At 73.5% G+C, this 26739-nt stretch carries 24 protein-coding genes; 18 read left to right on the forward strand and 6 right to left on the reverse strand.

Translation table 11 applies throughout. The annotated features are described in order from the left end of the window. The first annotated feature begins 56 nt into the window (after window positions 1-56). From pafA to IE321_RS23945, 12 genes are all read left to right on the forward strand, one after another. Complete coding sequence (gene pafA / locus IE321_RS23890; RefSeq protein ID WP_030759634.1) at window positions 57-1418, forward strand: Pup--protein ligase; 1362 nt, start codon at window positions 57-59, stop codon at window positions 1416-1418. Window positions 1419-1536: 118 nt separating this feature from the next. Continuing rightward, window positions 1537-2472, forward strand: coding sequence for an FKBP-type peptidyl-prolyl cis-trans isomerase (locus IE321_RS23895; protein WP_190224452.1), 936 nt, complete (start codon window positions 1537-1539; stop codon window positions 2470-2472). A gap of 96 nt (window positions 2473-2568) precedes the next feature. Next, complete coding sequence (locus tag IE321_RS23900; protein WP_043230703.1) at window positions 2569-2952, forward strand: FKBP-type peptidyl-prolyl cis-trans isomerase; 384 nt, start codon at window positions 2569-2571, stop codon at window positions 2950-2952. Between the two features lie 138 nt (window positions 2953-3090). Continuing rightward, a complete protein-coding gene (locus IE321_RS23905; protein WP_043230705.1) occupies window positions 3091-4047 on the forward strand; it encodes a helix-turn-helix transcriptional regulator in 957 nt (318 codons plus the stop codon). 16 nt (window positions 4048-4063) lie between these two features. Next, window positions 4064-5017: a helix-turn-helix transcriptional regulator gene (locus IE321_RS23910; RefSeq protein ID WP_043230708.1), complete on the forward strand. Its 954-nt coding sequence runs from the start codon at window positions 4064-4066 to the stop codon at window positions 5015-5017. A gap of 206 nt (window positions 5018-5223) precedes the next feature. After that, complete coding sequence (locus IE321_RS23915; protein ID WP_370531572.1) at window positions 5224-5469, forward strand: hypothetical protein; 246 nt, start codon at window positions 5224-5226, stop codon at window positions 5467-5469. Between the two features lie 35 nt (window positions 5470-5504). Then, entirely contained in the window at window positions 5505-5702 is a 198-nt protein-coding gene (locus tag IE321_RS23920; protein WP_043230712.1) for a hypothetical protein, read from the forward strand. A 186-nt stretch (window positions 5703-5888) separates the two neighbouring features. After that, window positions 5889-6185 (forward strand): Sec-independent protein translocase subunit TatA, encoded by a 297-nt coding sequence (gene tatA / locus IE321_RS23925; protein WP_190224454.1) that lies wholly within the window; start codon window positions 5889-5891, stop codon window positions 6183-6185. A gap of 81 nt (window positions 6186-6266) precedes the next feature. Further along, on the forward strand, window positions 6267-7226 hold the full coding sequence (gene tatC / locus IE321_RS23930; RefSeq protein WP_043230715.1) for a twin-arginine translocase subunit TatC: 960 nt from the start codon (window positions 6267-6269) through the stop codon (window positions 7224-7226). A gap of 83 nt (window positions 7227-7309) precedes the next feature. Then, complete coding sequence (locus IE321_RS23935; RefSeq protein WP_190224455.1) at window positions 7310-8224, forward strand: diacylglycerol kinase; 915 nt, start codon at window positions 7310-7312, stop codon at window positions 8222-8224. A gap of 44 nt (window positions 8225-8268) precedes the next feature. Beyond that, complete coding sequence (locus IE321_RS23940) at window positions 8269-11097, forward strand: DEAD/DEAH box helicase (RefSeq protein ID WP_190224456.1); 2829 nt, start codon at window positions 8269-8271, stop codon at window positions 11095-11097. A 192-nt stretch (window positions 11098-11289) separates the two neighbouring features. Beyond that, the gene (locus IE321_RS23945) at window positions 11290-12678 is read left to right on the forward strand and encodes a cytochrome P450 (protein ID WP_190224457.1); all 1389 of its coding nucleotides are present in this window, start codon (window positions 11290-11292) and stop codon (window positions 12676-12678) included. 22 nt (window positions 12679-12700) lie between these two features. Here IE321_RS23945 and IE321_RS23950 read toward each other — a convergent pair whose 3' ends face one another. Both IE321_RS23950 and IE321_RS23955 read right to left on the reverse strand, forming a co-directional pair. Next, entirely contained in the window at window positions 12701-13636 is a 936-nt protein-coding gene (locus tag IE321_RS23950) for an ADP-ribosylglycohydrolase family protein (protein ID WP_190224458.1), read from the reverse strand. 95 nt (window positions 13637-13731) lie between these two features. Then, window positions 13732-14625 carry a hypothetical protein gene (locus tag IE321_RS23955; RefSeq protein ID WP_190224471.1) on the reverse strand — a complete coding sequence of 298 codons (894 nt, stop codon included), beginning with the start codon at window positions 14623-14625 and terminating at the stop codon, window positions 13732-13734. 228 nt (window positions 14626-14853) lie between these two features. Between IE321_RS23955 and IE321_RS23960 the strand changes: the two genes are divergently transcribed. Further along, window positions 14854-15549 (forward strand): MerR family transcriptional regulator, encoded by a 696-nt coding sequence (locus tag IE321_RS23960; RefSeq protein WP_190224459.1) that lies wholly within the window; start codon window positions 14854-14856, stop codon window positions 15547-15549. A gap of 89 nt (window positions 15550-15638) precedes the next feature. Here the strand turns inward: IE321_RS23960 and IE321_RS23965 are convergent, their stop codons facing one another. Both IE321_RS23965 and IE321_RS23970 read right to left on the reverse strand, forming a co-directional pair. Further along, window positions 15639-16487: a siderophore-interacting protein gene (locus IE321_RS23965; protein ID WP_043232635.1), complete on the reverse strand. Its 849-nt coding sequence runs from the start codon at window positions 16485-16487 to the stop codon at window positions 15639-15641. 143 nt (window positions 16488-16630) lie between these two features. After that, window positions 16631-17551 carry a 5'-3' exonuclease gene (locus IE321_RS23970; protein ID WP_190224472.1) on the reverse strand — a complete coding sequence of 307 codons (921 nt, stop codon included), beginning with the start codon at window positions 17549-17551 and terminating at the stop codon, window positions 16631-16633. Between the two features lie 509 nt (window positions 17552-18060). Here IE321_RS23970 and IE321_RS23975 point away from each other — a divergent pair. The 4 genes from IE321_RS23975 (at window position 18061) to IE321_RS23990 (ending at window position 22379) form a co-directional block, all read left to right on the forward strand. Beyond that, window positions 18061-19110: a quaternary amine ABC transporter ATP-binding protein gene (locus IE321_RS23975; protein ID WP_190224460.1), complete on the forward strand. Its 1050-nt coding sequence runs from the start codon at window positions 18061-18063 to the stop codon at window positions 19108-19110. Then, window positions 19103-20911 (forward strand): ABC transporter permease/substrate binding protein, encoded by a 1809-nt coding sequence (locus IE321_RS23980; protein ID WP_190224461.1) that lies wholly within the window; start codon window positions 19103-19105, stop codon window positions 20909-20911. The genes IE321_RS23975 and IE321_RS23980 overlap by 8 nt, the downstream gene beginning before the upstream one ends. A 176-nt stretch (window positions 20912-21087) precedes the next feature. Next, on the forward strand, window positions 21088-21639 hold the full coding sequence (locus tag IE321_RS23985; RefSeq protein WP_043231541.1) for a helix-turn-helix domain-containing protein: 552 nt from the start codon (window positions 21088-21090) through the stop codon (window positions 21637-21639). After that, window positions 21636-22379, forward strand: a complete 744-nt coding sequence (locus IE321_RS23990) for a helical backbone metal receptor (RefSeq protein WP_190224462.1) — start codon at window positions 21636-21638, stop codon at window positions 22377-22379. The genes IE321_RS23985 and IE321_RS23990 overlap by 4 nt, the downstream gene beginning before the upstream one ends. Here the strand turns inward: IE321_RS23990 and IE321_RS23995 are convergent. Continuing rightward, window positions 22306-23466: a TDT family transporter gene (locus IE321_RS23995; protein ID WP_190224463.1), complete on the reverse strand. Its 1161-nt coding sequence runs from the start codon at window positions 23464-23466 to the stop codon at window positions 22306-22308. The two genes, IE321_RS23990 and IE321_RS23995, sit on opposite strands and share 74 nt — an antisense overlap. 70 nt (window positions 23467-23536) lie before the next feature. Here IE321_RS23995 and IE321_RS24000 point away from each other — a divergent pair, with 70 nt between their 5' ends. Then, a complete protein-coding gene (locus IE321_RS24000; RefSeq protein ID WP_226651727.1) occupies window positions 23537-24655 on the forward strand; it encodes a LysR family transcriptional regulator in 1119 nt (372 codons plus the stop codon). Between the two features lie 284 nt (window positions 24656-24939). Here IE321_RS24000 and IE321_RS24005 read toward each other — a convergent pair whose 3' ends face one another. Then, complete coding sequence (locus IE321_RS24005) at window positions 24940-26571, reverse strand: amidohydrolase (RefSeq protein ID WP_190224464.1); 1632 nt, start codon at window positions 26569-26571, stop codon at window positions 24940-24942. Window positions 26572-26739: the final 168 nt, after the last annotated feature.

Below are 26739 nucleotides of genomic sequence, written 5' to 3' on the forward strand. Positions count from 1 at the left end.
GAAACGGGAACGTCCAACCCGGTTTCAGCACAGGCCGTCAGGCGTAATGTTCAGACATGGACCGCCGCATTTTCGGGCTGGAGAACGAGTACGGCGTCACGTGCACGTTCAGGGGACAGCGCCGACTGTCTCCTGACGAAGTGGCGCGGTACCTCTTCCGCCGAGTCGTGTCATGGGGCCGCAGCAGCAATGTCTTCCTGCGGAACGGTGCCCGCCTGTACCTCGACGTGGGTTCGCATCCGGAATACGCCACACCGGAATGCGACGACCTGATCGAACTCGTCACCCACGACAAGGCCGGCGAGCGCATTCTCGAAGGTCTTCTCGTGGACGCCGAACGCCGCCTGCACGAGGAGGGAATCGCGGGCGACGTCTATCTCTTCAAGAACAACACCGACTCCGCCGGAAACTCCTACGGCTGCCACGAGAACTATCTCGTCGCCCGCCACGGCGAGTTCTCCCGCCTCGCGGACATCCTCATCCCGTTCCTGGTCACGCGTCAGCTGATCTGCGGCGCGGGCAAGGTCCTCCAGACCCCGCGCGGAGCCGTCTACTGCGTCTCGCAGCGGGCGGAGCACATCTGGGAGGGCGTCAGCTCCGCCACCACCCGCTCCCGGCCCATCATCAACACCCGGGACGAGCCGCACGCCGACGCCGAGCGCTACCGCCGGCTCCACGTCATCGTCGGCGACTCCAACATGTCGGAGACGACCATGCTGCTCAAGGTCGGCGCCACCGACCTCGTGCTGCGCATGATCGAGGCCGGCACCGTGATGCGCGACCTGACCCTGGAGAACCCGATCCGGGCCATCCGCGAGGTCAGCCACGACATCACCGGCCAGCGCAAGGTGCGGCTGGCCAGCGGCCGCGAGGCCTCCGCCCTGGAGGTGCAGCGCGAGTACTTCGAGAAGGCGTCCGACTTCGTCGACCGCCGCGGCATCCGCTCCGGCACGGTCGCCCAGGTGCTCGAACTGTGGGGCCGCACGCTCGACGCCATCGAGCAGGAGGAGCTGGACCGCATCCAGACGGAGATCGACTGGGTGATGAAGTACAAGCTCATCGAGCGGTACCGCGCCAAGCACAACATGACCATGTCGAACCCGCGGGTCGCGCAGATAGACCTCGCCTATCACGACATCCACCGCCGCCGGGGGCTGTACTACCTGCTCCAGAAGAACGGACAGGCGGCGCGGATCTGCAACGACGTGAAGATCTTCGAGGGCAAGTCCGTGCCCCCGCAGACCACCCGGGCCCGGCTCCGCGGCGACTTCATCCGCCGCGCCCAGGAGCAGCGCCGGGACTTCACGGTCGACTGGGTGCACCTGAAGCTCAACGACCAGGCGCAGCGCACGGTCCTCTGCAAGGACCCGTTCCGCTCGGTCGACGACCGGGTGGAGAAGCTGATCGCCGGTATGTAGGACGATCACAAGAGCAGGTCGGGGCCCCGCGCGTGCGACGTGCGGGGCCCTGGACGTCACGGGCGGGTCCCCTAGAGTGTCGGGACAACTACTGTGCCGTCTGAGATCTGAGGAACACGTGCGCCGAATTGCCGGCCTTCTCGTCGTCCCGCTGCTGCTGCTCACAGCGGCCTGCGGCAGCGACACCAAGGGCTCCGATAACGCCTCGATGACCAACGGGCTCCCCGCCATCACCGCGGGCGCGAAGTTCGGCGAGAAGCCGACCCTCGCCAAGGGCGAGGGCGACCCGCCGAAGGAGCTGAAGGTCAACGTCATCAGCGAGGGCGACGGCCCGGTGACGAAGGACGGCGACGCCCTCCAGGTCAACTACCTCGGCCAGACCTGGGACTCCACGACCCCCTTCGACAACAGCTTCGACCGCGGCGAGCCGTTCACCCTCACCCTGGGCGCCGGCCAGGTCATCAAGGGCTGGGACCAGGGCCTGAAGGGCCAGAAGGTCGGCAGCCGCGTCGAGATCGGCATCCCGCCGGAGCTCGGCTACGGCGAGCAGGGCTCCCCGCCCAGCATCAAGGGCGGCGCCACCCTGGTCTTCGTCGTCGACATCCTGAAGGCGACCACCGTCCCGAAGTCCGCCGAGGGCACCGTCGTCGCCCAGGACAACAAGGACCTGCCCAAGGTCGGCACCAACACCGACGGCAAGGCCCCCTCGCTCACCGTGCCGAAGACCGACGCGCCGAAGGCGCTCGTCTCCAACTACGTCATCGAGGGCAAGGGCGAGGCCGTCAAGGCCACCGACACCCTGACCGTCCAGTACCAGGGCGTGCTCTGGAAGGACGGCAAGAAGTTCGACAGCTCCTACGACCGGGGCGCCCCGGCCACCTTCCAGCTCGCCGGTGTCATCCCGGGCTGGAGCAAGGGCCTGGAGGGCAAGAAGGTCGGCAGCCGCGTGCTGCTCGTCGTCCCGCCGGCCGACGGCTACGGCGACAAGGCCCAGGGGCCGATCCCGGCCAACTCGACCCTCGTCTTCACCGTGGACATCCTGGCCAAGCAGTAGCGGGTTCCCGCGCGTCCCGGTCCGCCTCGCGATAGGTTGGGCGGGTCGCGCGGGCCATCGTCCGCGCGGTTTCATCCGTATGAGGAGCACACTGCAGTGAGCATCGAGAAGCCCGAGGTCGACTTCCCGGGCGGCGAGCCGCCGGCCGACCTGGAGATCAAGGACATCTGGGAGGGCGACGGCGAGGTCGCCGCGGCCGGGGACACGGTCAACGTCCACTACGTCGGTGTCTCCTTCGACTCCGGCGAGGAGTTCGACGCCTCCTGGAACCGCGGCACGCCGCTGGAGTTCCCGCTCGGTGCCGGCATGGTCATCCAGGGCTGGGACAAGGGCGTCCAGGGCATGAAGGTCGGCGGCCGCCGCCAGCTGGTCATCCCCGCGCACCTCGCCTACGGCGACCGCGGCGCCGGCGGCAAGATCGCCCCCGGCGAGACGCTGATCTTCGTCTGCGACCTCGTCTCGGTGAAGAAGGCCCGCTGACGAAGGGCTGACCGCCCCGCGCCCCGTACCGAGGGCCCCCGTCCCAGTGGCGGGGGCCCTCGGCTTTTGTCCGGACACCCCGGGGCGGTACGGTCGGACGTCCGAGAACGGAACCGGGGAAGAGGGTGCAAGGCGTCCATGGCGATTGCCAAGGCCGAGCGGCTCATGAATCTCGCGCTGTGCCTGCTCGGGACGCGCCGCGCCCTCAGCAAGCGGGAACTGCGCGGCTCCATCGAGGCGTACATGGAGGCCAGCAACGACGAGGCCTTCAACCGCATGTTCGAGCGGGACAAGGACGACCTCCGCGAGCTCGGCCTGGTCATCGAGACCGTCGAGAACCTCGACGGCGAGACCGGCTACCTAGCCCGCCGCGACTCCAACCGCCTCCCGCCCATCACCCTGGACGCCGAGGAGGCCGCCGCGCTCGGCCTCGCCGCCCGCGTCTGGCAGCAGGCCCGTCTCGCCGGAGCCGCCAGCGGCGCCCTCCAGAAGCTCCGCGCCGCCGGCATGCCCGAGGCCGAGGACACGTACGAGATCCAGCCCAGCGCCCTGGAGCCCCGCATCCCGGTCCACGAGACCGCCTTCGAGCCGCTGATGCTCGCCTGCCGCGACCGGCGCCCCGTCTCCTTCGAGTACCGCAAGGCCAACGCCGCCCGCCCCGAGCCCCGCCAGGTCGAGCCCTGGACGCTGGAGTGCTGGCGCGGCCACTGGTACCTGGCCGGCTGGGACCGCGACCGCGGCGCCGAGCGCGTCTTCCGCCTCTCCCGCATCACCGGCAAGGTCCGCTCCCGGGCCGGCGCCTTCACCGCGCCCGTGCCCGACGCCGTCACCGTCCGCGAGACCGTGGAGAGCTGGGCAGGCGAGACCGCCACCCGCTCCGCCCGGATCCGGCTCCGCGCCGGCTGCGGCTACCCGCTGCGCGCCCGCGCCACCGAGACGAGCGAGGGCGCCGACGGCTGGGACGAGCTGGAGATCCCGTACGGGCACGGCCTCGACGCCTGGCTGGTCGAGTTCGGCCCGGACGTCGTCGTACTGGAACCGGCCGACCTGCGGGCCGACGTGGTGGAGCGGCTGCGCGCCGTCGCCAAGGGCTGAGGGGGAGACGAACCGCATGGCTGCCAACGCGATCGACCAGACGAGGCGGATGCTCTCCCTCGTCACCTACCTCCGGGAGCGTCCCGGCGCCCACGTCGCCGACGTGGCCCGCGCCTTCGGCATCACCGAGGACGAGCTGATCTCCGACCTGGACGTGCTGCCCATGTGCGGCACCAGCTTCCGGGGCGGCGACCTCCTCGACATCGACACCGACGGCGACCGGATCTGGTGGCACAATCCGGACGACGTCGCCGAGCCGCTCCGCCTCGCCGCCGACGAGGCCACCGCGCTGCTCGTCGCCGCCCGCGCCGTCGCCACCCTGCCGGGGCTGCGCGAGGGCGACCGGGACGCGCTGGTCCGCGCCACCGCCAAGCTGGAGACCGCCGCCGGCGAGGCCGCCGGGGCCAGCGCCCGCCTCTCGGTCACCTTCGAGTCCGAGGGCGGCGTCTTCGCCGAGGTCGACCGGGCCATCTCCGAGCGGAAGCGGCTCTGGCTGCGCTACTACTCGCCGGCCCGGGACGAGCTCACCGAGCGCGAGGTCGACCCCATCCGCCTCTTCGCCGTCGGCCACACCTACATGGAGGCGTGGTGCCGCCTCTCGGAGGACCGCCGCACCTTCCGGCTGGACCGGGTGGCGGAGATCCGGATCCTGGAGGAGGCCGCCGCGCCGCCGGAGCTGGAGCTGCGGGACCTGTCCGAGGGGCTGGTCCAGCCCTCGGCCGACGACCCGGAGGTGGTGGTCGAGGTCGGTCCCGGCGGCCGCTGGGTCGCCGAGTACTACCCCCACGACCGGGCCGACGAGCTGCCCGACGGCGGGCTGAGGATCACCCTGCGCACCCCCGACCCGGCCTCGCTGAAGCGGCTCGCGCTCCGGCTCGGCAGCGACGGCCGGATCGTCTCCCCGGACGGTCTCGCCGACAGCGCCCGGGCGGCGGCGACCGCCGCGCTCGCCGCGTACGAGGGCGTGTGACCGGTTCTCGCACCCGGCCGGAGCCGGGGACGTCCGGAAGCGACCGGTCGTAGGGGCGGAGCGAGCCGCCGAAGCGAAGGGGACCGTCGGGGCGGGGCGAGCCCCCGGTCCGGCGAGCGGCCGGGTGGAGCGGGACGTCCCGCCGGAGCGGTCGGTCGAGGCACAGAGAGTCGTCGAGGCAGAGAGAGTTGAGGGAAATGTCCGTCATGTCCGGACTGTCGGCATCGGTGGCCCCGGTCCTCTTCAAGGCCGCCTGCCCCGACTGCCGCTGCCGCTTCGAACTCGCCGCCGGCGCCCTGCGCCTGGCCATCGGAGCCAGCCGCCGCACCACCTTCTACTCCTTCACCTGCCCCGAGTGCGGCAGCGCCGTCCGCAAGCCCGCCGGCGAGCGCATCGTCGAGCTCCTCACCGGCGGCGGCGTCCGCACCCTCCGCCTCCACACCACCGCCTGACCGGCCCGCCACCCCCCAAGAGCTAGGCTCGGCGCATGTTCTGGCCCATGCTCGCGATCGCCCTCGGCTTCCTCGGACTCGCCGTCCTCGGCGTCCTCGCCGTCAAGGTCTTCCTGGAGGTCCAGCGCCTCGGCCGTCAAGTGGAAGTCACCACACAACGGATCCAGCGCGCCGCCGAGGAGCTGGAGACCGCCACCACGGGACTGGCCCGAACCGGCCGTTCCCTGCCCTGAATCGAGTGCCGTACCCTGCGACGAAGCGGCCTGATCAGGGCCCCCCGGACGCAATCGTGAGTACGCACGGGCATTGCCCGACGTTTACTCCTGCGGGTTACGATCGCAGACAGCGCGGTGGCCGGACGCATGTCCGACCGGCCGGGCACGCACCCATGCCGCCTCGGTGAGAAGAGAGACCACAGTATGTTCCGTCAGATCGGTCCCCTTGAGATCAGCCTCATCCTGCTGGTCGTCGTGCTCCTCTTCGGCGCCAAGAAGCTCCCGGAGATGGCCCGCTCCCTCGGCAAGTCGGCCCGCATCCTGAAGAGCGAGGCCAAGGCCATGAAGGCGGAGGGCCAGGAGCCCGCCGCCCCCGCCGCCCCCGCCGAGGCGCCCGCCGACCAGGCCGCCCCCGCCGCCCAGCGCACCATCAAGGCCGCCCCCGGCGATGTCACCGGCGGCCGCCCCGTGACCGAGGCGTCGGACTCCACCCAGCGCTGACCCGGCCCGCGCCGGCCGCTGAACCGTTCGCCCCGCACGTACGCCGCACAGCGGCCTGCCCGCACGAGATGAGGACGTGGGTTGCCCAAGTCTGCCCGCATGAAGAAGGAGAAGGATCCCGAGGGGCGGATGCCTCTCGCAGATCACCTCCGTGAGCTGCGCAATCGCCTCGCGAAGGCGATGCTGGCGATCGTCGTCGCCTCCGTGGTGGCCGCGTTCTTCAGCCAGCAGCTGATGGACCTTCTGTCGTCCCCCGTACCGAAGTGCCCCCCGGGCACCTCCGTGTCCGACAACACCGGCGGACGCTGCGTCATCATCGCCTACCAGACCATGCTCTCCCCGTTCACCTCCACGGTGAAGGTGATCATGCTGGCCGGCCTCATCGCCTCCAGCCCGGTCTGGCTCTACCAGCTCTGGGCCTTCGTCGCGCCTGGCCTCCACAAGAGCGAGAAGAAGTACACGTACTGGTTCGCCGCCATCGCCGTCCCGCTCTTCGCGGCCGGCGCCTACACGGCGTACCTCATCATGCCCGTCAGCGTGCGCGTCCTCATCAGCATCACGCCCGACGTCGCCTCGAACTTCCTCTCCCTCGACGACCTCCTGGACTTCACCACCAGGATGGTGCTCGTCTTCGGCCTCGCCTTCGAGCTCCCGCTGCTGCTGATCATGCTCAACCTCACCGGCGTGGTCACCGGCAAGCGCATGGCCGGCTGGTGGCGCGCCATGGTGATGTGCACCTTCGTCTTCGGCGCCGTCGCCACCCCCTCCACCGACCCGCTCGGCATGATCGCCCTCGCCGGACCGATCATCATCCTGTACTTCATCGCGGTCGGCTTCTCGATCCTCAACGACAAGCGACGGGCCCGCTCCGACCCCGACGCCCAGCTCGCCGACGACGAGGCATCGGTGCTCGACCACACCCCCGAGCCCATCGGCGCCCTCGACCCCGTCCCCGCCGCCCGCGCCCTGCCCGAGCAGGCCACCGGCGACACCGACGGAGCCCGCGCCCACCGCACCGGCGGCTACGACGACATCACCTGACCCGGCCGACCGCCCCACCGGCGGTCACCCCGGCAGGCCGATCTTGTAGGGTCCCCCCAGACTCCGTCCGGGGGGACCCCGCCATGTCCAGCGACATCACGCTCTTCGTCAATCCCACCGCCGGCCGCGGCCGCGGCGCCCACGCCGCCCAGCCCGCCGCGGACGCCCTGCGCGCCGCCGGCCACTCCGTCCGCACCGTCCTCGGCCTCGATGCCGCCGACGCCCTGCGCCGCGCCCGCGAGGCCGGCGCCGACGGCACGCTCGCCCTCGTCGCCGTCGGCGGCTACGGCATGGTCTCCCTCGCCCTCCAGGCCGTCGCCGGCACCACCACCCCGCTCGGCGTCATCGCCGTCGGCACCGGCAACGACTTCGCCCGCTCCCTCGGCCTCCCGGTCCGCGCCCCGGCCGCCGCCGCCCGCCTCACCGCCGCCCTCCTGCGCGACGACGCCGCCCGCACCGTCGACCTCGGACGCGTCACCACCCCCGCCGGACCCCGCTGGTACGGCACCGTCCTCGCCTCCGGCTTCGACTCGCGCGTCAACGACCGCGGCAACCGCATGCGGATCCCCGCCGGCCGCTTCAAGTACGACCTCGCGATCCTCGCCGAACTCGCCGCCTTCCGCGCCGTCCCCTACCGGCTCGTCCTCGACGGACTCGCCGTCGAGACCGACGCCACCCTCGTCGCCGTCGGCAACGGCACCTCCTACGGCGGCGGCATGCGGATCTGCGCCGACGCCCGCACCGACGACGGCCTCCTCGACGTCACCGTCGTCGGCGCCGTCGGCCGCGCCACCCTCCTCAAGGTCTTCCCCCGCGTCTACCGGGGCACCCACCTCGACCACCCCGCCGTCACCACGTACCGCGTCCGCACGGTCACCCTCGACGCCCCCGCCACCACCGGCTACGCGGACGGCGAACCGCTCGGACCGCTGCCGCTGACCGCCGAGTGCGTCCCCGGCGCCCTCAGGGTCCTCGCCCCCGGCACCGCCCCTTCATAAAGATCGCATCGCTGTCGGAGGGGGCGGGTAGGCTCGAAGACAAGATGACAGAGGACCTCACCCCCGCCGAGGCGTACGCGGCCGCACGCGCGCGCAACGCCGATCAGGCCACCGCGCTGGCCCCCTTCCGAGAGATGTACGAGTTCGGTCTGGACCCCTTCCAGATCGAGGCGTGCCAGGCTCTCGAAGCGGGCAAGGGCGTACTCGTCGCCGCCCCCACGGGCTCCGGCAAGACCATCGTCGGCGAGTTCGCCGTCCACCTCGCCCTCACCCAGGGCCGCAAGTGCTTCTACACGACGCCCATCAAGGCGCTGTCGAACCAGAAGTACGCCGACCTCGTCAAGCGGTACGGCCCCGACAAGGTCGGCCTGCTCACCGGCGACAACAGCGTCAACGGCGACGCGCCGATCGTCGTCATGACCACCGAGGTCCTCCGCAACATGCTCTACGCGGGGTCCCAGGCCCTCTCCGGCCTCGGCTACGTCGTCATGGACGAGGTCCACTACCTCTCCGACCGCTTCCGCGGCGCCGTCTGGGAGGAAGTGATCATCCACCTCCCCGCCTCGGTCACCCTCGTCTCCCTCTCCGCCACCGTGTCCAACGCCGAGGAGTTCGGCGACTGGCTCGACACCGTCCGCGGCGACACCGAGGTCATCGTCTCCGAGAGCCGGCCCGTGCCCCTCTGGCAGCACGTCCTCGCCGGCCGCCGCATGTACGACCTCTTCGAGGAGGAGACCGACCACGGCGGCCGCGGCGCCTCCCGCCGCGAGGTCAACCCCGACCTCCTCCGCCTCGCCCGCACCGAGAACCAGCGGACGTACAACCCCCGCGACCGGCGCCGCGGCAAGATGGTCCGCGAGGCCGACCGCGAGCGCGAGCGCCGCCAGCGCTCCCGCATCTGGACCCCCGGCCGCCCCGAGGTCATCGACCGGCTCGACAACGAGGGCCTCCTCCCCGCCATCACCTTCATCTTCAGCCGCGCCGGCTGCGAGGCCGCCGTCCAGCAGTGCCTCTACGCCGGCCTCCGGCTCAACGACGACGAGGGCCGCAGCCGCGTCCGCGAGATCGTCGAGGCCCGCACCGCCGCCATCCCCGACGAGGACCTCCACGTCCTCGGCTACTACGAGTGGCTGGAGGCGCTGGAGCGCGGCATCGCCGCCCACCACGCCGGCATGCTCCCGACCTTCAAGGAGGTCGTCGAGGAGCTCTTCGTCCGCGGCCTCGTCAAGGCCGTCTTCGCCACCGAGACGCTCGCCCTCGGCATCAACATGCCCGCCCGGTCGGTCGTCCTGGAGAAGCTCGTCAAGTGGAACGGCGAGCAGCACGCCGACATCACCCCCGGCGAGTACACCCAGCTCACCGGACGCGCCGGCCGCCGCGGCATCGACGTCGAGGGCCACGCCGTCGTCCTCTGGCAGCGCGGCCTCGACCCGGACCACCTCGCCGGCCTCGCCGGCACCCGCACCTACCCGCTGCGCTCCAGCTTCCGCCCCTCGTACAACATGGCGGTCAACCTGGTCGAGCAGTTCGGCCGGCACCGCTCCCGCGAACTCCTGGAGACCTCCTTCGCGCAGTTCCAGGCGGACCGCTCCGTCGTGGGCATCTCCCGCCAGGTCCAGCGGAACGAGGAGGGACTCGACGGCTACCGCGAGGGCATGACCTGCCACCTCGGCGACTTCGAGGAGTACGCGCTGCTCCGCCGCGACCTCAAGGACCGCGAGACGGAACTGGCCAAGCAGGGCGCCGCCCAGCGGCGCGCGCAGGCCGCGGCCTCCCTGGAGAAGCTGAAGCCCGGCGACGTCATCCACGTGCCCACCGGCAAGTTCGCCGGACTCGCGCTCGTCCTCGACCCCGGCATCCCCGCCGGCCGCACCAACGGCCACCGCGGCTTCGAGCACCACGACGGGCCCCGCCCCCTCGTCCTCACCGCCGAGCGCCAGGTCAAGCGGCTCGCCTCCATCGACTTCCCCGTCCCGGTGGAGGCCCTGGAGCGCATGCGCATCCCCAAGACCTTCAACCCGCGCTCCCCGCAGTCCCGCCGCGACCTCGCCTCCGCACTGCGCTCCAAGGCCGGGCACATCAACCCCGACCGCCAGCGCAAGCAGCGCTCCGGCGCCGCCGACGACCGCGAGATCGCGCGTCTGCGCACCGCCATCCGCGCCCACCCCTGCCACGGCTGCGACGAGCGCGAGGACCACGCCCGCTGGGCCGAGCGCTACCACCGCCTCCAGCGCGACACCAAGCAGCTGGAGCGGCGCATCGAGGGCCGGACGAACACCATCGCCCGCACCTTCGACCGGATCGTCGCGCTCCTCACCGAACTCGACTACCTCCGCGGCGACGACGTCACCGACAACGGCAAGCGGCTCGCCCGGCTCTACGGCGAACTCGACCTCCTCGCCAGCGAATGCCTCCGCGAGGGCGTCTGGGAGGGGCTCGCCCCCGCCGAACTCGCCGCCTGCGTCTCCGCCCTCGTCTACGAGGCCCGGCAGGCCGACGACGCCGTGGCCCCGAAGGTGCCGGGCGGAGCGGCCAAGGCGGCGCTCGCCGAGATGGTCCACATCTGGGGCAGGCTCGACGCCCTGGAGGAGGATTTCAAGATCAACCAGGCGGAGGGCGTCGGCCAGCGCGAGCCGGACCTCGGCTTCGCCTGGGCCGCCTACCAGTGGGCCTCCGACAAGAGCCTCGACGAGGTGCTGCGCGAGGCCGAGATGCCCGCCGGCGACTTCGTCCGCTGGTGCAAGCAGGTCATCGACGTCCTCGGACAGATCGCGGCGGCGGCCCCGAAGGAGAACAGCACGGTCGCGAAGAACGCGCGCAAGGCCGTGGACGCGCTCCTGCGGGGCGTGGTGGCGTACAGCTCGGTGGGCTGACGCACCGTCAAGTCGGTGGGGGAAGGCCCGTGGTGGGGGACACCACGGGCCTTTTCCCTCGAACGTGTCAGACGGTGCGTCGCGTCCGACAGGTTGTCCACAGGTGGTCGTCCACAGGGGTGGCGCGGTGCCGGAGCCTTCCGCTTGCATGGACTCGCACACAGGGAAAGCGAGTCGGGGGAGGGGACGTACGTGACCACGCACGCGGGCGCCGAGGCCGGGAGCGCCATCACCATCACCGAAGGGCCGCGCGGAGTTCCGCTCCTCGGGAACCTCCCGGCCTTCGGGAAGGACCCCCTCGCCTTCTTCGAACGGCTGCGGGAGCGGGGTGACGTCGTCCGCTGGCGCTTCGGCCCCAGCCCCGCCCTCTTCATCGCCCACCCGGAACACATCGGGGAACTGCTCACCGAGGTCGAGAACACCTTTGACCAGCCCGACCTGGGCATCGCCATCCGCACCCTGCTCGGCAACGGCGTGGTCGTCGCCAAGGGCCGCGACTGGCGCCGCAAGCGCTCCCTGGTCCAGCCGTCCGTCCGCCCCAAGCAGGTCCGCTCCTACGCGGCCACCATGGCCGAGTGTGCCGTCGCCCTGGCCGACAGCTGGGACGACGGCCGGCGGATCGACATCAAGAAGGAGATGGCGGCGCTCACCCAGCTCATCGCCGTCCGCACCATCTTCGGCGCGGACACGGCGGCCGACGCCGAGGCGATCGGCCGGGCGATGGACGTCGCCCAGCAGGAGATCGGCGCGGAGCTCAGCGGCATCGGCGCCCTCCTGCCCGACTGGATCCCGACGCCCGGACGGGCCCGCATCAAGCGGGCCACCGCCGTCATCGACGCCGAGGTGGCCCGCGTCGTCTCCCGCCACCGCGACGGCGGCGAGGACCGCCCCGACCTCCTCAGCCGGCTCCTGACCGCCCGGGACGAGACCGGCGCCCACCTCTCCGACCGCGAGATCCGGGACGAGACGGTCACCCTCTACATCGGCGGCCACGAGACCACCAGCTCCACCCTCGTCTGGGCCTGGTACCTCCTCTCCCGCAACGAGAAGGTCCGCAGGACGCTGACCGAGGAACTCGACCGGGTCCTCGCCGACCACGAGCCCGGCTACGACGACTACGCCTCGCTCACCTACACCCAGGCCGTCGTCAAGGAGACCCTCCGCCTCTACCCGACGATCTGGCTCCTCACCGGCATCGCCAAGGAGGGCGCCACCCTCGGCGGCACGCGGATACCGCCCGGCACCCGCGTCTGGTCCAGCCAGTGGGCCACCCACCGGGACCCCCGCTGGTACGGCGACGCCGACGCCTTCCGCCCCGAGCGCTGGCTCGCCGACGACGACGCCGAACCGGCGGAGAAGATCCCCGAATACGCCTGGTACCCCTTCGGCGGCGGCCCCCGCGTCTGCCTCGGCACCCGCTTCGCCCTCGTCGAAGCCGTCCTCGTCCTCGCCGTCCTGGCCCGCCGCTACGACCTGGACGTCGAACCCGAGGAGATACGCCCCGTCCCGAGCCTCACCCTCCAACCGGACCGCGAGGTACGGGCGCGGGTGCGGGCGCGCGGGAGCGAGGGACGGTCGTGACGGTGTGACCGCGCCGCCGGAATCAGGCGGCGGGCGCTGAGGCCAGGGCGAGTGCCAGCTCCCGGAGGTCGTCCGCGCGCAGGACCCGGTCGCCGAATCCGGGGAGGGGCACGTGCAGCGCGGACATCCAGCGGTCGGGGATGGCCCCGGCGCCGTGGACGGCACCGGCCAGCATGCCGGTGACGGCCGCCACCGTGTCGGTGTCCCCGCCGAGATCGACGGCGGCCGCCAGGGCCTCCTCGAAGGAGGCGGTGGTGCGCAGCGCCCACACCGCGGAGCCGAGGCACGGCCACACCGCGCCGTTGAACTCCGTGGCGTCCTCCGGTCGCCAGCCCGGGTCCAGCACGGTGGCCCAGCGTTCCCGTTGATCCGACGCCACCTCCGCGAGGGCCTCCGGCAGGGCGGCCAGTGGGTCCTCGCCGAGCAGGGCGGCGCGGACCAGCTCGTGCAGGAGGGCCGTGCCCTCCCACGCGGCCCGGTCCCCGTGGGTGAGGGCGGCGAGCCGACGGCCGGCGTCCATCGTGGCCGCCCGGCCCGCGGTGGCGAAGTGGACGGCGGACGTGGAGGCCCGCATCAGCGAACCGTTGCCGGCACCCCGCCCCTCCACCTGGAAGTCCAGAGCGGCCGCCACGTCCCATGCGTCGCCGCTGTGCAGCACCCGCTCCGTCAGCAGCCCGATGTCCTTGGGGTCGGCCGCCGCCCACCGACGGAAGCGGTCGAACACGTCGGGGAGGTCGAGACCACCCCGTTCGAGCAGTGACTCGCCGACGAGCACCGCCATCTGCGTGTCGTCGGTCGCCTCGCCCGGATCCCAGCCGCCACCCCCGCACAACTCTCCGACACCGTCCGGGAATCGGGCCCGGAACCCGCCGGGGAGGCCGAACTCGAAGGGCGCGCCCAAGGCGTCGCCGACGGCGGAGCCGAGGACGGCGCCCGTGGCGCGGTCGGGGGAGGTCATGGCGTCAGGGTAGGCGCCGAGGGCCGGGGTTGGGTGGGTGTGGGGTGCGCTGGGGTGGGCGGTGGGTGTGGGGTGTGCTGGGTGTGGGGTGCGGATCAGGGGTGGGTGGGGGAGGGGGTGGTGGGGGAGGGGGAGGGCCCCCGGAGGGAGAGGAAGGTGGCGAGTGCGGTCGTGGTGGTGACGAGGGCTGCCGCGGTGAGGGTGGTGGTGTCGGGGTGGAGGAGGGGTTGGCCTCGGAGGGCCTGCCAGGTGAGGAGGGCGAAGGTGGCGGCGTAGGCGGTCGCGGCGGTGAGGGTCAGGCGGAGGCGGACCCGGGGGTCGGCGAGGCGGGGGAAGTGGGGGGCCAGGGCGGTCAGGGCGAGGAGGAGCAGGGGGAGGAGCTGGAGGGCGTGCATGCCGAAGAAGTGGGCGACGCGCAGGTCGCCGCCGGTGGACGCCCAGCCGGTGACGGGGAGGGAGGGGCCGCCGTCCGGGACGCCGACGCTGTGGGCGCCGACGACGGGCGGGTCGGTGGCGGCCAGTTGGTCGGGGGTGGGCTGGACCATCAGGAAGCCGACGGCGGCGCCCGCGAGGGCGATGAGGGAGGAGAGACGGACCGCCCAGGCGGTGGCGCTGTCCAGGAAGCGGGCGCGGAGCAGGAGGACGGCGATGGCTAGGGCGCCCAGCCAGAGGATGACCACCGTGAGGCCCATGGCCTGGAAGACCGCGGCGTCGAAGGGGGTCTCCTGGTTGAAGTGGCTCTGCCTGCCGCGGACCACCTGGAGGGTGATCAGCACCATCTCCAGGACGCCGGCGGCCGTGACGACGGTGCCGGCCCACCAGCCGAGCCGCCGGCCGCGCGGGAGGAGGCTCAGCATCCAGGCGAGTGACAGCGCGTAGGCGACGAACGAGACCGCGAACTTGAAGGGCTTCGCCCAGATCGCGGCGCCGACGAGGGTCCGGTCGTCGAAGAGGATCCCGCCCGCGCTGATCACCGCGAAGACGGCCATCGCCGCGGCGAACCAGAGGAGGGGGCGGTGCGGACGGCCGCTCGGGGGCGGGGAGTTCGAGGCGGAGGCGGAGGCGGGCACGGGGTCGGGCGTGGATATGCGCGTGGACATACGGATCCCCCCGTAGTCGATATGGATAGTGGTGCTTGCCGCTATCTGATAGTGCCACTATCTATGATGGAGGGGTGTCCGGCAAGGCCGGGAGTGCCAGGGAAAGGTGAACGCGCGGTGCGCATCGGTGAGTTGAGCCGCAGGACCGGGGTCTCGGTGCCCACGATCAAGTTCTACGTACGGGAGGGGCTGCTCCCGGCCGGCCGGCTGACGAGCCCGAACCAGGCCGCGTACGACGAGACGCACGTGCGGCGGCTGCGCCTGATCCGCGCCCTGATGGACGTCGGCGGGCTGTCCGTGGCGGCCGTGCGCGAGGTGATCACCGCCGTCGACGACCCCGAGAGGCCAGTGCACGCGCTGCTCGGGGAGGCGGCCGAGCGCATGGTGCCCCGCTACGGCGGCGAGCCCGCGGAGGGCGAGGAGGGGGACGGCGAGGAGGACGGCGGGCTGGTCGAGGCGCGCGAGCGGGTCGACGCGCTGATCCGCGAGCGGGAGTGGCGCTGCTTCCCGGGCAGCCTGGCGGCCGAGGCGCTGGCCGTCGCGCTCGCCGCGCTCGGGGCCGTCGGCCACGAGCGGTTCGCCGAGGTCCTCGACGACTACGCGGACGCGGCGGAGCGGGTCGCCCGGGCCGACCTGGAGTACGTGGGGCGGCACGTGGTCCGCGAGGAGCTGGTCGAGAGCGTCGCCGTCGGCACGGTCCTCGGCGACGCGCTCTTCGCTGCGCTCCGCCGCCTCGCCCAGATCGACGCCTCGGACCGCCTCTTCGGCGGCAAGGGGGAGAAGGGGACGGAGGGGGAGAAGGAGAAGGAGTAGGCCCGGGGGAGCGGACGACGGAGGGGTGGAGGGGCCCGTCGGCCCCCCCACCCCTCCCGGTGGATGTCTGTCGGTCGGACGCCTGTCGGTCAGGCGGCCTGCGGGGGCTCCTGCTCCCGCTCGACCTGCTCGTTCCACTCGCGCTTGATCGCGCGCCACGCCTCGTCCGTCTTGCCCAGGCGCCAGTAGCCCGAGATGGACAGGCGCTCGCGCTCCACCCCGCGCTCCATGCGCAGGTGGCGGCGGAGTTCCTTCACGAAGCCCGCCTCGCCGTGGACGAAGGCGTGCACGTCGCCCGCCGGGAAGTCCAGCGCGCGGACGGCCTCGACGAGCGCCGCGCCGGCCGGGCGGCCGGCGCGGTGCAGCCAGGTCACCTCGATGCCGGCCTCGGTCGCGAACTTCTGCTCGTCGCTCGCGTCCTCGACCTCGATGAAGGCGTGCACGAGGGCGCCCGCGGGCAGCCGCTCCAGGGCCACCCCGATCGCCGGCAGCGCGCTCTCGTCGCCGACGAGGAGGTGCCAGTCCGCCGCCGGGTCCGGGGCGTAGCCGCCGCCGGGGCCGAGGAACCGTACCGTCTCGCCGACCTGGGCGCGGGCCGCCCAGGGGCCGGCCAGGCCCTCGTCGCCGTGGACCACGAAGTCCAGCGTCAGCTCGCGGTGGACCGGGTCCCAGGCGCGCACCGTGTACGTGCGGGTGGTCGGCCACTGCTCGCGCGGGTACTCGGCCCGGATGCGCTCCATGTCGAAGGGTTCCGGATAGGAGACGCCCTCGGGGGCGAAGAGCAGCTTCACGTAGTGGTCGGTGAAGGTGTCGGCGTCGAAACCGTCCAGCCCCGGGCCGCCGAGCACGACGCGCACCATGTGCGGGGTGATCCGCTCGGTGCGCACGACGAGCGCTTCGGTGGCCCTGGGGGCCTTGCGGGCCGGCTGCTCTGCCACGGCGGACTCTCCTGACTGCCTGGGGGTGATGCGGTGAGGCACACCAGCGCCTCGGCGTGCCCGGGGCCCGGGCACGCCAGTAGCTTAGGTATGCCTAAGTTAGCATCCCCGGGCGGGTCGCGTCAGTCGGCGCCCCCGGTCGGTCACGCCCCCGCGCGGCCGCCCGCGAGCACCGCGAGGAGCCGGCCGACGGCCCCGCCCAGGCCCCAGCGGGCCGCCAGGGCGTCCAGCGCGACCGGGTCGCGGGGGGCCGCGGGGAGGGCCGGGTCGAAGTCGGGGAGCGGCACGTCGCGCGCGACCCGGACCACCGTCGGCGCCACGTCCAGGTAGGACGCCGCCTCCACGATCCCGCGCCGCTTGGCGGGGGTGAGCCGGGAGGTGCGGTCCTCGGCCGCCGTCCGGACGCCGGCCAGGTCGCCGTACTCGGTGATCAGCTGTGCGGCGGTCTTCTCGCCGATGCCCTTCACGCCGGGCAGGCCGTCGCTGGCGTCGCCGCGGAGGGCGGCGAAGTCCGCGTACTGGCCGGGCCGCACCCCGTACTTCGTACGGATCAGCTCGTCGTCCACCAGGTCGCAGTCGCCGACGCCCTTGCGCGGGTACAGCACCCGGACCGCCCGGGCGTCGTCGACCAGCTGGAAGAGGTCGCGGTCGCCGGTGACGATGTCGACCGGGCCCTTCGCCCGCTCCGTCAGCGTGCCGATCACGTCGTCCGCCTCGTAGCCCGCCGCCCCGATCCGGGCGATGCCGAGCGCCGCGAGGACCTCCTCGATCACCGGCACCTGCGGGGAGAGCGTGTCCGGGACCTCCTCCTCGTCCGGTCCGGTCTCCGTCTCGACGGCGACCCGGTGCGCCTTGTAGGAGGGGATGAGGTCCACCCGCCACTGCGGCCGCCAGTCGTCGTCCCAGCAGGCCACGAGGTCGTCCGGCCGGTGGTCGTGCACCAGTCGGCCGATGAAGTCGAGCAGCCCGCGCACGGCGTTCACCGGCGTCCCGTCCGGGGCCCGGACCGAGTCCGGCACGCCGAAGTACGCGCGGAAGTAGAGGCTGGCGGTGTCCAGGAGCATCAGGCGTCGCGTCACCCCCCGATCATGCCGCACCCCACCGACAGCGCCCGGCCCGACGTCCCCGGACCCGCCGCGGCGGCGGACGCCCCGTACCCGGCCCGACGTCCCCGGACCCGCCGCGGGAGCGGACGCCCCGTACCCGGCTTCGCCGAGCGAGCCCACCCCCACGCCCGCCGACCACCCCCACGCCCGCCGACCACCCGCGCCCCGTCGCCCCCCCTGTGCGCCGCCGACCACCCCCACCCCTGACGACCGCCGCCACCCCCGCCGACCGCCCCACCCCCAGCACCCTCTCCGACCGCCCCGCCCCCACCACCCGCTCGTGACCCCCGTCACCTTTGCGTTTGCCCCCCTGGGCCCGGGGCAGGCGCGTGCCCGGAGCGGACCCGGTAAGGGGCCCCGAGCAATGGGCCCCGTACGCGACGGGTGTCGCGGGCAGATCCCGCCCCGCTCCAACGGCCCGGTCGCGGGGGTGGCGGGCCGTTTTCCCTGCTATCCGTGAGGTGAATGTGTCCAGGCTCCAGGCCGACCACCTGTTCAAGGTGTTCGCCAGACGCCCCGCCGACGAGACCGCGGCCGTCCGCGCGCTCGTGAACGGCGCCGACCGCGACGAACTGCGCGAGGACGGCGTCACCGCCGCCGTCGTCGACGCGTCGTTCGTGGTCGAACCGGGTCAGATCTTCGTGGTCATGGGCCTCTCGGGTTCCGGCAAGTCCACCCTGCTGCGCATGCTGAACGGCCTGCTCGAACCGACCGCGGGCCGCGTCCTCTTCGACGGCGACGATCTCACCGCGCTCTCCCCCCGCGCGCTGCGCGAGGTCCGCTCCCGCCGGATCAGCATGGTCTTCCAGCACTTCGCGCTCTTCCCGCACCGCACCGTCCTGGAGAACGCCGGCTACGGCCTGGAGGTCCAGGGCGTCCCGCGCGCCGAGCGCGAGAAGCGCGCCGCCGAGGCGCTGGAGCTGTGCGGCCTGGCCGGCTGGGAGAAGTCCTGGCCGGACGAGCTCTCCGGCGGCATGCAGCAGCGCGTGGGCCTGGCCCGGGCGCTCGCCACCGACGCCGACCTGCTGCTCATGGACGAGTCCTTCAGCGCCCTCGACCCGCTGATCCGCCGCGACATGCAGGACCAGCTGCTGGTGCTCCAGAAGAAGCTGAAGAAGACCATCGTCTTCATCACCCACGACCTGAACGAGGCCATGCGCATCGGCGACCGCGTCGCCGTCATGCGCGGCGGCCGGATCGTGCAGCTGGGCTCCGCCGAGGACATCCTCGTCCGGCCCGCCGACGACTACGTGGCCTCCTTCATCCAGGACGTCGACCGCTCCCGCGTGCTCACCGCCTCCGCCGTGATGACGGCGTCCGACGGCCCCGCCGACCCGGACGCCCCGGTCGCGGGCCCCGACACGCTCCTCGCCGACCTGTGCGCGCTCGCCGCGGCGGGCCCGCACCCGGTGACCGTCCGGGACGCCGGCGGGGCGACCCTCGGAGTCGTACAGAAGGAGAGGCTTCTCGCCGTGATGGGCGGGCTCTCGGCCGAGGAGGTGACCGCGCATGCCTGAGCTGCCCCTCGGTTCCTGGGTCGACGGTTCCGTCGACTGGCTCCAGTCCCGGTTCTCCTGGCTGTTCGACGCCATCAGCACGGGCATCACCGGCCTCTACGACGGCATCGACGCCGTCCTGTCGGCGCCGCAGCCGCTGCTCTTCGCGGGCATCCTCGCCGTCGTGGCCTGGTGGCTGCGCGGTCTCGCCGCCGGTGCCCTCTCCTTCGCCGGCCTCGCGCTCGTCGACTCCGTCCAGCTGTGGGACGAGGCGATGGCGACGCTCTCGCTGGTCCTCGTCGCCACCCTCGTCACCCTGGTCATCGCCGTCCCGCTCGGCATCTGGGCGGCCCGGTCGAAGACCGTCAGCGCCGTGCTGCGGCCGGTCCTCGACTTCATGCAGACCATGCCGGCGATGGTCTACCTCATCCCCGGCATCATCTTCTTCGGCGTCGGAGTCGTCCCCGGCATCATCGCCACCATCGTCTTCGCGCTGCCGCCCGGCGTGCGCATGACCGAGCTGGGCATCCGTCAGGTCGACGCCGAACTCGTCGAGGCGGCCGAGGCGTTCGGCACCACCCCGCGCGACACCCTGCTGCGGGTCCAGCTGCCGCTCGCCGTGCCGACGATCATGGCCGGCGTCAACCAGGTCATCATGCTCGGCCTCTCCATGGTCGTCATCGCCGGCATGGTCGGCGGCGGCGGGCTCGGCGGCGCCGTGTACAAGGCCATCGGAAACGTCGACATCGGCCTCGGTTTCGAGGCGGGCGTCTCCATCGTCGTCCTCGCCATGTACCTCGACCGGATGACCGGCGCGCTCGGCCGGCAGGTCTCCCCGCTCGGCCGCCGCGCCCTCGCGAAGGCCCGCGCCGCGACCGCCCGGCGCCGCACCGCGCAGCTGTGGGCGCACCGCCCGCAGCCCGTCACCGCGCTCGTCGGCATCGTCGTCCTCGCGCTCGTCGCGGGCGGCTCCGGCTTCCTCGGCGGCTCCGGCGCCACCTCGACGTCCGCCGCCGGCGCGGGCGCCGGTCACGGCAAGAAGATCAGCATCGGCTACATCCCCTGGGACGAGGGCATCGCCTCCACCTACCTGTGGAAGGAGCTCCTGGAGCGCCGCGGCTACGAGGTGGAGACGAAGCAGCTGGAGGCCGGCGCGCTCTACACCGGCCTGGCCGGCGGGCAGCTCGACTTCCAGACCGACGCCTGGCTGCCCGTCACCCACGCCTCCTACCTGGAGAAGTACGGCGACAAGCTGGAGGACCTCGGTTCCTGGTACGGCCCGACCTCCCTGGAGCTGTCCGTCCCCTCGTACGTGAAGGACGTGAAGTCCCTCGCCGACCTCAAGGGCAAGGGCGACCGCTTCAAGGGCCGGATCGTCGGCATCGAGCCCAGCGCCGGGATGATGGGCATCCTCAAGGACAAGGTGCTCAAGGAGTACGGCCTGGAGGGCGAGTACGAGGTCGTCGACGGCTCGACGCCCGGCATGCTCGCCGAGCTGAAGCGCGCGTACGAGCGGAAGGAACCGGTCGTCGTCACCCTCTGGTCGCCGCACTGGGCCTACTCCGCCCACGAGCTGACGAAGCTCGCCGACCCGAAGGGCGTGTGGGGCGAGGGCGACGGCGTCCACACCCTCGCCCGCAAGGGCTTCGGCGCGGACAACCCCGAGGTCGGCGCCTGGCTGAAGGACTTCAAGCTCACCGAGAAGGAGCTCACGGGCCTGGAGGCGGAGATCCAGGAGACCGGCAAGGGCAAGGAGCAGCAGGCCGTCCGGACCTGGCTCGACGCCCGGCCCGGCCTCGCGGAGCGGCTCGCCCCGCAGTAGGACGGACCTCACCCGCCGGAAGGGGGCGGTCGCCGAACGTGTTCGGCGGCCGCCCCCTTCCGCGTCTCGTTCCCGCACCCTTTCCGCCACGACGCGAAACCCCGGCCCAAAGCTGCGTAAGGTTCGGATAACCGGCCGGTACGCGACGAGGCAGCCAGCAGAGGGAGGGAGCCGCCATGGACGAGAAGGAAGCACCCCGCGTGGGCGCGGCCGTCAAGAGGCGCCGCCGGGCCCTCCAGCTCACCCTGGCCGTCGTCGCCTCCCGCAGCGGCCTCTCGGTGCCCTTCCTCAGCCAGATCGAGAACGAGCGCGCCCGCCCCAGCCGCCGCTCCCTCGAACTGGTCGCCGAGGCCCTCCAGACCAGCGCGGCCGAACTCCTCGCCGCCGCCGAGGCCGCCCGCACCGTCGACGTGGTCCGCGCCGACGAGGGCACCGCCGACCTGCCCGACGGGGTGCGGCGCCTGGTCCGCGGACGGCACCAGCTGCACGCTCTGGAGTTCACCGGCGAGCAGGACGCGGGCCGCGAGTTCCAGCACCGCAACGACGAGCTGCTGTACGTCGCCGACGGCGCCGCCGAGGTCGAGGCCGAGGGCCGCGCCCACCGGCTCGGCCGGGGCGACACCCTGTACCTCTCCGGCGGCGTCCGGCACCGCTGGCGCGCCACCGAGCCGGGCACCCGCCTGCTGGTCGTCGCCGTCGCCGAGCACGTCGAGGTCGAGGAGGAGTGACCCGGCTCAGGGGGCGGACGCCCCGGGTCGTGTCGCTCGTCCCGTCGCTGACCGAGGCCGTCGCCGTCACCGCGCCCGGGCTGCTCGTCGGCGCCACCGACTGGTGCTCGCATCCCGCCGGGCTCGACGTCGCCCGGATCGGCGGCACCAAGAACCCCGACGTGCCCGCGGTCCTCGCGCTGCGCCCGGACCTCGTCCTCGCCAACGAGGAGGAGAACCGCGCCCCCGACCTGGAGGCCCTGCGGGCCGCCGGCGCCGAGGTCCTCGTGACCGAGGTCCGCACCCTCGACCAGGGGCTGGACGTCCTCGGGGACGTCCTCGCCGCCTGCGGCGCGCCCCGCCGTCCGCGCTGGCTGGCGGAGGCGGAGGAGGAGTGGGACGCGGTCGAACCGGTCGGGGAGGACGTCACCGCCGTCGTGCCGATCTGGCGGCGGCCCTGGATGGTGCTCGGCCGGGACACCTTCGCCGGCGACCTGCTGGCCCGCCTCGGGGTCCGCAACCTGTACGCGGACCACGAGGAGCGCTATCCGAAGGTGCCGCTCGCCGAGCTGACCGCGGCCGGACCGCGCCTGGTGGTCCTCCCGGACGAGCCGTACCGCTTCACGGCGGACGACGGCCCCGAGGCGTTCCCCGGGACCGCCGCCGCGCTCGTCGACGGGCGGATGCTCACCTGGTACGGGCCGTCGCTGACGCGGGCGCCGCGGCTGCTGGGGCGGGCCCTGCGAGCAGCGCTCCGCTGACCAGGCCGCGCAGGGTGTGGACCCCGGCCACCAGCCAGGCCGCGGCCAGGAGGACGTACAGGGCGACGGCCAGCCAGCGGAAGGCTTCGAGTCCGGTGTGCCGGGCGAGACCCTCGGCGCCGGTGACGCAGGTGCCGACGGGGAAGGTGAAGGCCCACCAGGTCATCGCGAAGCCCATGCCCGCGCGCCGGGCCCGCACCACCATCGCCCCGGCCAGCGCCAGCCACAGCAGCGCGAAGCCCATGACGGGCACGCCGTAGAGGACGGCGAAGGCGCCGAAGCCGTGGGCGTAGGGCTCGGGCAGCACGCCGGCGGCGGAGTCGGCGAAGGCGTTGGCGGCGGTGGTCGACTGGCCGAGCGGGCCGAGGACGAGGAAGAGGGTCGGGGTCAGGGCGAGCGGCAGCGGTCCGGTGACGACCAGCCGGCCGAAGACCAGCGGCAGCATCACCAGGGTGGCCAGCAGGCTGATCCCGAACATCGCGTAGCAGGCGAGGAGGAGGGTCTGCCGGGCCTGTCCCTCGGGCAGGTGGGGGAGGAGCAGCGGGCCGAGCGCGGCGGAGACCATGGGCGCGACGACCGGCAGCAGCCAGACGGGGGAGGCGTGCTCGATGCGGTGCCGGACCACCATCAGGTAGGGCACGGCGACGGCCGCCACGAGGCCCACGACGGTGCCGGCGGTGAACAGGACGGTGTCGAGGGCGACCGCCGCCGGGAGTCCGATCCAGTCCCGGCCGAGCGTCAGCGTGCCGCCGCCGACGGCGAGCAGCGCCATGGACAGACAGCCGTAGAAGGGTGCCATCGCCGGGTCGAGGAGATGGGCGCGGGCCTGGTCGCGGTGGCGGCTCCAGTGCGCGGCCCGGGCCGCGAGCAGGGTCAGCAGCATCGCGAGCGACAGCGCCCAGACGGCGGTGCAGACGGTACGGAGACCGGGCACGGCGACGGGCAGCGCGGCGCCCGCGGTGCCGACGACGGAGGTGCCCATCACGGAGGCGTACCAGTTCGGTCCGAGGTGACGGACCGATCGGGAGACGCGGACGTCGGGCGCGGTGGCGCCGACGAGGGGGCCGGAGGGTGCGAGGCTTGCCATGGCTCCACCGTCTCCCCTGGTCAGGGCCCCCACCAGGGATCATGTGGCTATGACGTCATAAGCTGGCTTTATGAGCAGGGAGCGGGACGACAGCGCGGGGCCGACGGAGCGGGGCATCGGGGCGGGCGGGGGCGGCGTCTCCGGGACCTCCGGGGCCTCCGAGGCCTCGGGGGCCGCTGAGCGGCGGACGGCCGCGCGGGCGATCGCGGCGGCCGGCGGCAGTGGGGTCACGGGCGCGGGCTCGGGCGGTACCGCCTCCGGTGCCGGTACGGCCTCCGGTTCCGTGACCGCGCACCTCTCGCACCGCGTGCCCGACCTCGGCGCCCTCGAACTGCTCCTCGCCGTCGCCCGGCACGGCAGCCTCGGCGCCGCCGCCCGCGAGGTGGGCATCACCCAGCCCGCGGCCAGCAGCCGGATCCGGTCCATGGAGCGGCAGCTCGGCGTGGCGCTCGTCGACCGCTCGCCGCGCGGCTCCCGGCTCACCGACGCGGGCGCGCTGGTCACCGACTGGGCGCGGCGGATCGTCGAGTCGGCGGAGGCGTTCGACGCGGGGGTGCAGGCGCTGCGCGGGCGGCGGGACTCGCGGCTGCGGGTGGTCGCCTCCATGACGATCGCCGAGTACCTGCTGCCGGGCTGGCTGATCGCGCTGCGCGCGGAGCGGCCGGACACCGCCGTGTCGCTCCAGGCGGGGAACTCGGCGGTGGTCGCGGAACGGCTGCTCGCGGGGGAGGCGGACCTCGGGTTCGTCGAGGGCCTGGCCGTACCGGACGGGCTCGACGGCACGGTCGTCGCCCACGACCGGCTGGCCGTGGTCGTGGCGCCCTCGCATCCGTGGGCCCGCCGCCGGAAGCCGATCGACCCGGCCGAGCTGGCCGGTACCCCGCTGGTGCTGCGGGAGCACGGCTCGGGCACCCGGCAGGTCCTCGACGCGGCCCTCGCCGGGCACGGCGGGCTGGCCCGGCCGCTGCTCGAACTGGCCTCCACCACCGCGGTGAAGGCGGCGGCGGTCAGCGGCGCGGGCCCGGCGGTGCTCAGCGAACTGGCGATCGCCGAGGAGTTGTCCTCCCGCCGCCTGGTAGCCGTCCCGGTCGCCGGCGCCCACCTCAGGCGCGACCTCCGCGCCGTCTGGCCCACCGGCCACCGCCCCACCGGCCCGGCCCGCGACCTCCTCTCCCTGACCCGGGCCTGACCGGGCGGCCTGGGTCGTGATCGGTGCACCGGGCGGCCTGGGTCGTGATCGGGGCCTGGCCGTGGTGGCGGGGAGGCGTGATCGGGGCCTGGTCTGGCCTGGCTGTGGTGGCGGGAGTTCTCGCCGGGGCCTGACCGCGGCAGCCGGGAGCCGCCACGGCCGCCCGGGTGGCTGAGAGACCGTCGCTCGGCCTGCTCGGCCCGCTCGACTCGGCTGGCTTCCTCGGTCGCCCGGCCTCGCCCCGCGCGCCGTGACGCGTGGGGCGGGCCCGGGGCCGGTACCCCCTACAGCCCCTGCGCCCGGTGGGTGACGCGCCCGTCCACGGTCGTCAGGAGCACCGGGACGTCCGGCAGGTCCGCGGCCGGGGTGGTGAGCGGGTCGGCGGCGAGGACCGTCAGGTCGGCGCGGTGGCCGAGGGCGAGGCTTCCGGCGTGCCGCTCCTCGCCCGCCGCGTGGGCCGGGCCCGTCGTGAGGCCGCGCAGCGCCTCCAGCGCGGTCAGCGCCTGCTCGGGGCCGTGCGGCGGCTGGGCCAGGTCGCGGGACGGGCGGCGGTGCACGGCGCCGGCCAGTACGCCCAGGGGCGGGAAGGGGGCGATCGGCCAGTCCGAGCCGAGCACCACGGTGGCCCCGGAGTCGACCAGGTCACGGCAGCGCCAGGCGCGTCCGGCGCGCTCCTCGCCGAGCCGGCGGGACCAGTTGTCGGTGTGGTCGGCGCGGGTGAAGTCGCAGCAGTGGGTGGGCTGCATCGAGGCGACCACGCCCAGTTCGGCGAAGCGGCGCAGGGTGTCGTCCGGGACGGTCTCGATGTGCTCGACCCGATGGCGTACCGCCGGGTCGCCGCCGGTGGCCCGCGCCTTCTCGACCGAGTCGAGGACGTGCCGGACGGCGGCGTCGCCGATGGCGTGGGTCGCGGTCGCCACCCCGGCGCGGTGCAGCGCGCCGATGATCTCCGTGTACGCCTCCGGCTCCGGCCAGAACGCGTGGGTGGACTCGCCGTGGCAGTCGGGCCGCTCCAGCCACGCCGTGCCGTTGTCGATCGTGCCGTCCATGAAGAGCTTCACGCCGGCGACCCGCCACAGGTCGCCGCCCCGGCCCTGGAGGGCGATCAGCTCGCGGACGCCGTCCGCGTCGGTGCCGGGCTGGCACCAGGGGGCCACGCGCAGCCGCAGCGGCAGCCGGCCGGCGGCGTCGAGTTCGGCGAAGAGGTCGAGGCTGTCGCTGTTGGCGTCCATGACGTGGCCGCCGGTCAGTCCGGACGCCGCCATGGCGTCGAGCGCCGACGCCAGCCGCTCCAGGCGCTCCGCGCGGGTGGGCTGCGGGGCGACCCGCTCGACCAGCTCGCAGGCGGCGTCCTCCTGGAGCAGTCCGGTGGGGCGCCCGTCGGCGTCGCAGACGATCTCGGCGGACGCCTGGGCGAAGGTGCGCGGGCCGTCGATCCCGGCGAGTTCGAGGGCCCGGCGGGAGGCGAGCGCGGAGTGCGCGTCGAAGAGCAGCAGGAAGGCGGGCACCCCGTCGAGGACGGCGTCGAAGGGCGCGACGCCGACCGGCTCGTCGCCGAAGACGTTCGGGTCGAGCCCCCACGCGAACAGCCACTCGCCCCGCCCGAGCCCGCGCACCTCGCGCGCGAGCGCCTCCCGTACGTCGCCGAGGTCGGCGCAGCCGGAGAGGTCGAGGCCGCCGGTCAGCTCGGCGCCGGTCACGGGGTGCACGTGCCCGTCGACGAGGCCGGGCGTGACGACGGCGCCCTTGAGGTCGACGACGGTCGTCGCGGCCCCGGCGAGCGCCCGCACCTCACGGTCGTCGCCGAGGGCGACGATCCGCCCCTCCCCGTCCACGGCGAGCGCGCTCGCCGCGAGGAAGCCCCCGGTGGCGGGATCGAGCAGTCGTGCGGAGTGGAGGACGAGTCGGCTGGACACGGTGGAACTCCTTGCGGTGGTGGTACGAGAGGGGGGTGGACGCGGTACGCGCCGGGGCGGGCGCCCCGGCGCGGGGCGCGGCCGGGGCCGCACCCGGCGAGGTCGGGGCACCGCCTGGCCCGGCGCCGCCGGAGGGCGCCGGTGGAGGTCGGGCGCGGGCGGAGTCCA

Origin of the sequence: Streptomyces hydrogenans (assembly GCF_014656075.1) — a bacterium.
Classification (GTDB): Bacteria; Actinomycetota; Actinomycetes; order Streptomycetales; family Streptomycetaceae; genus Streptomyces; species Streptomyces hydrogenans.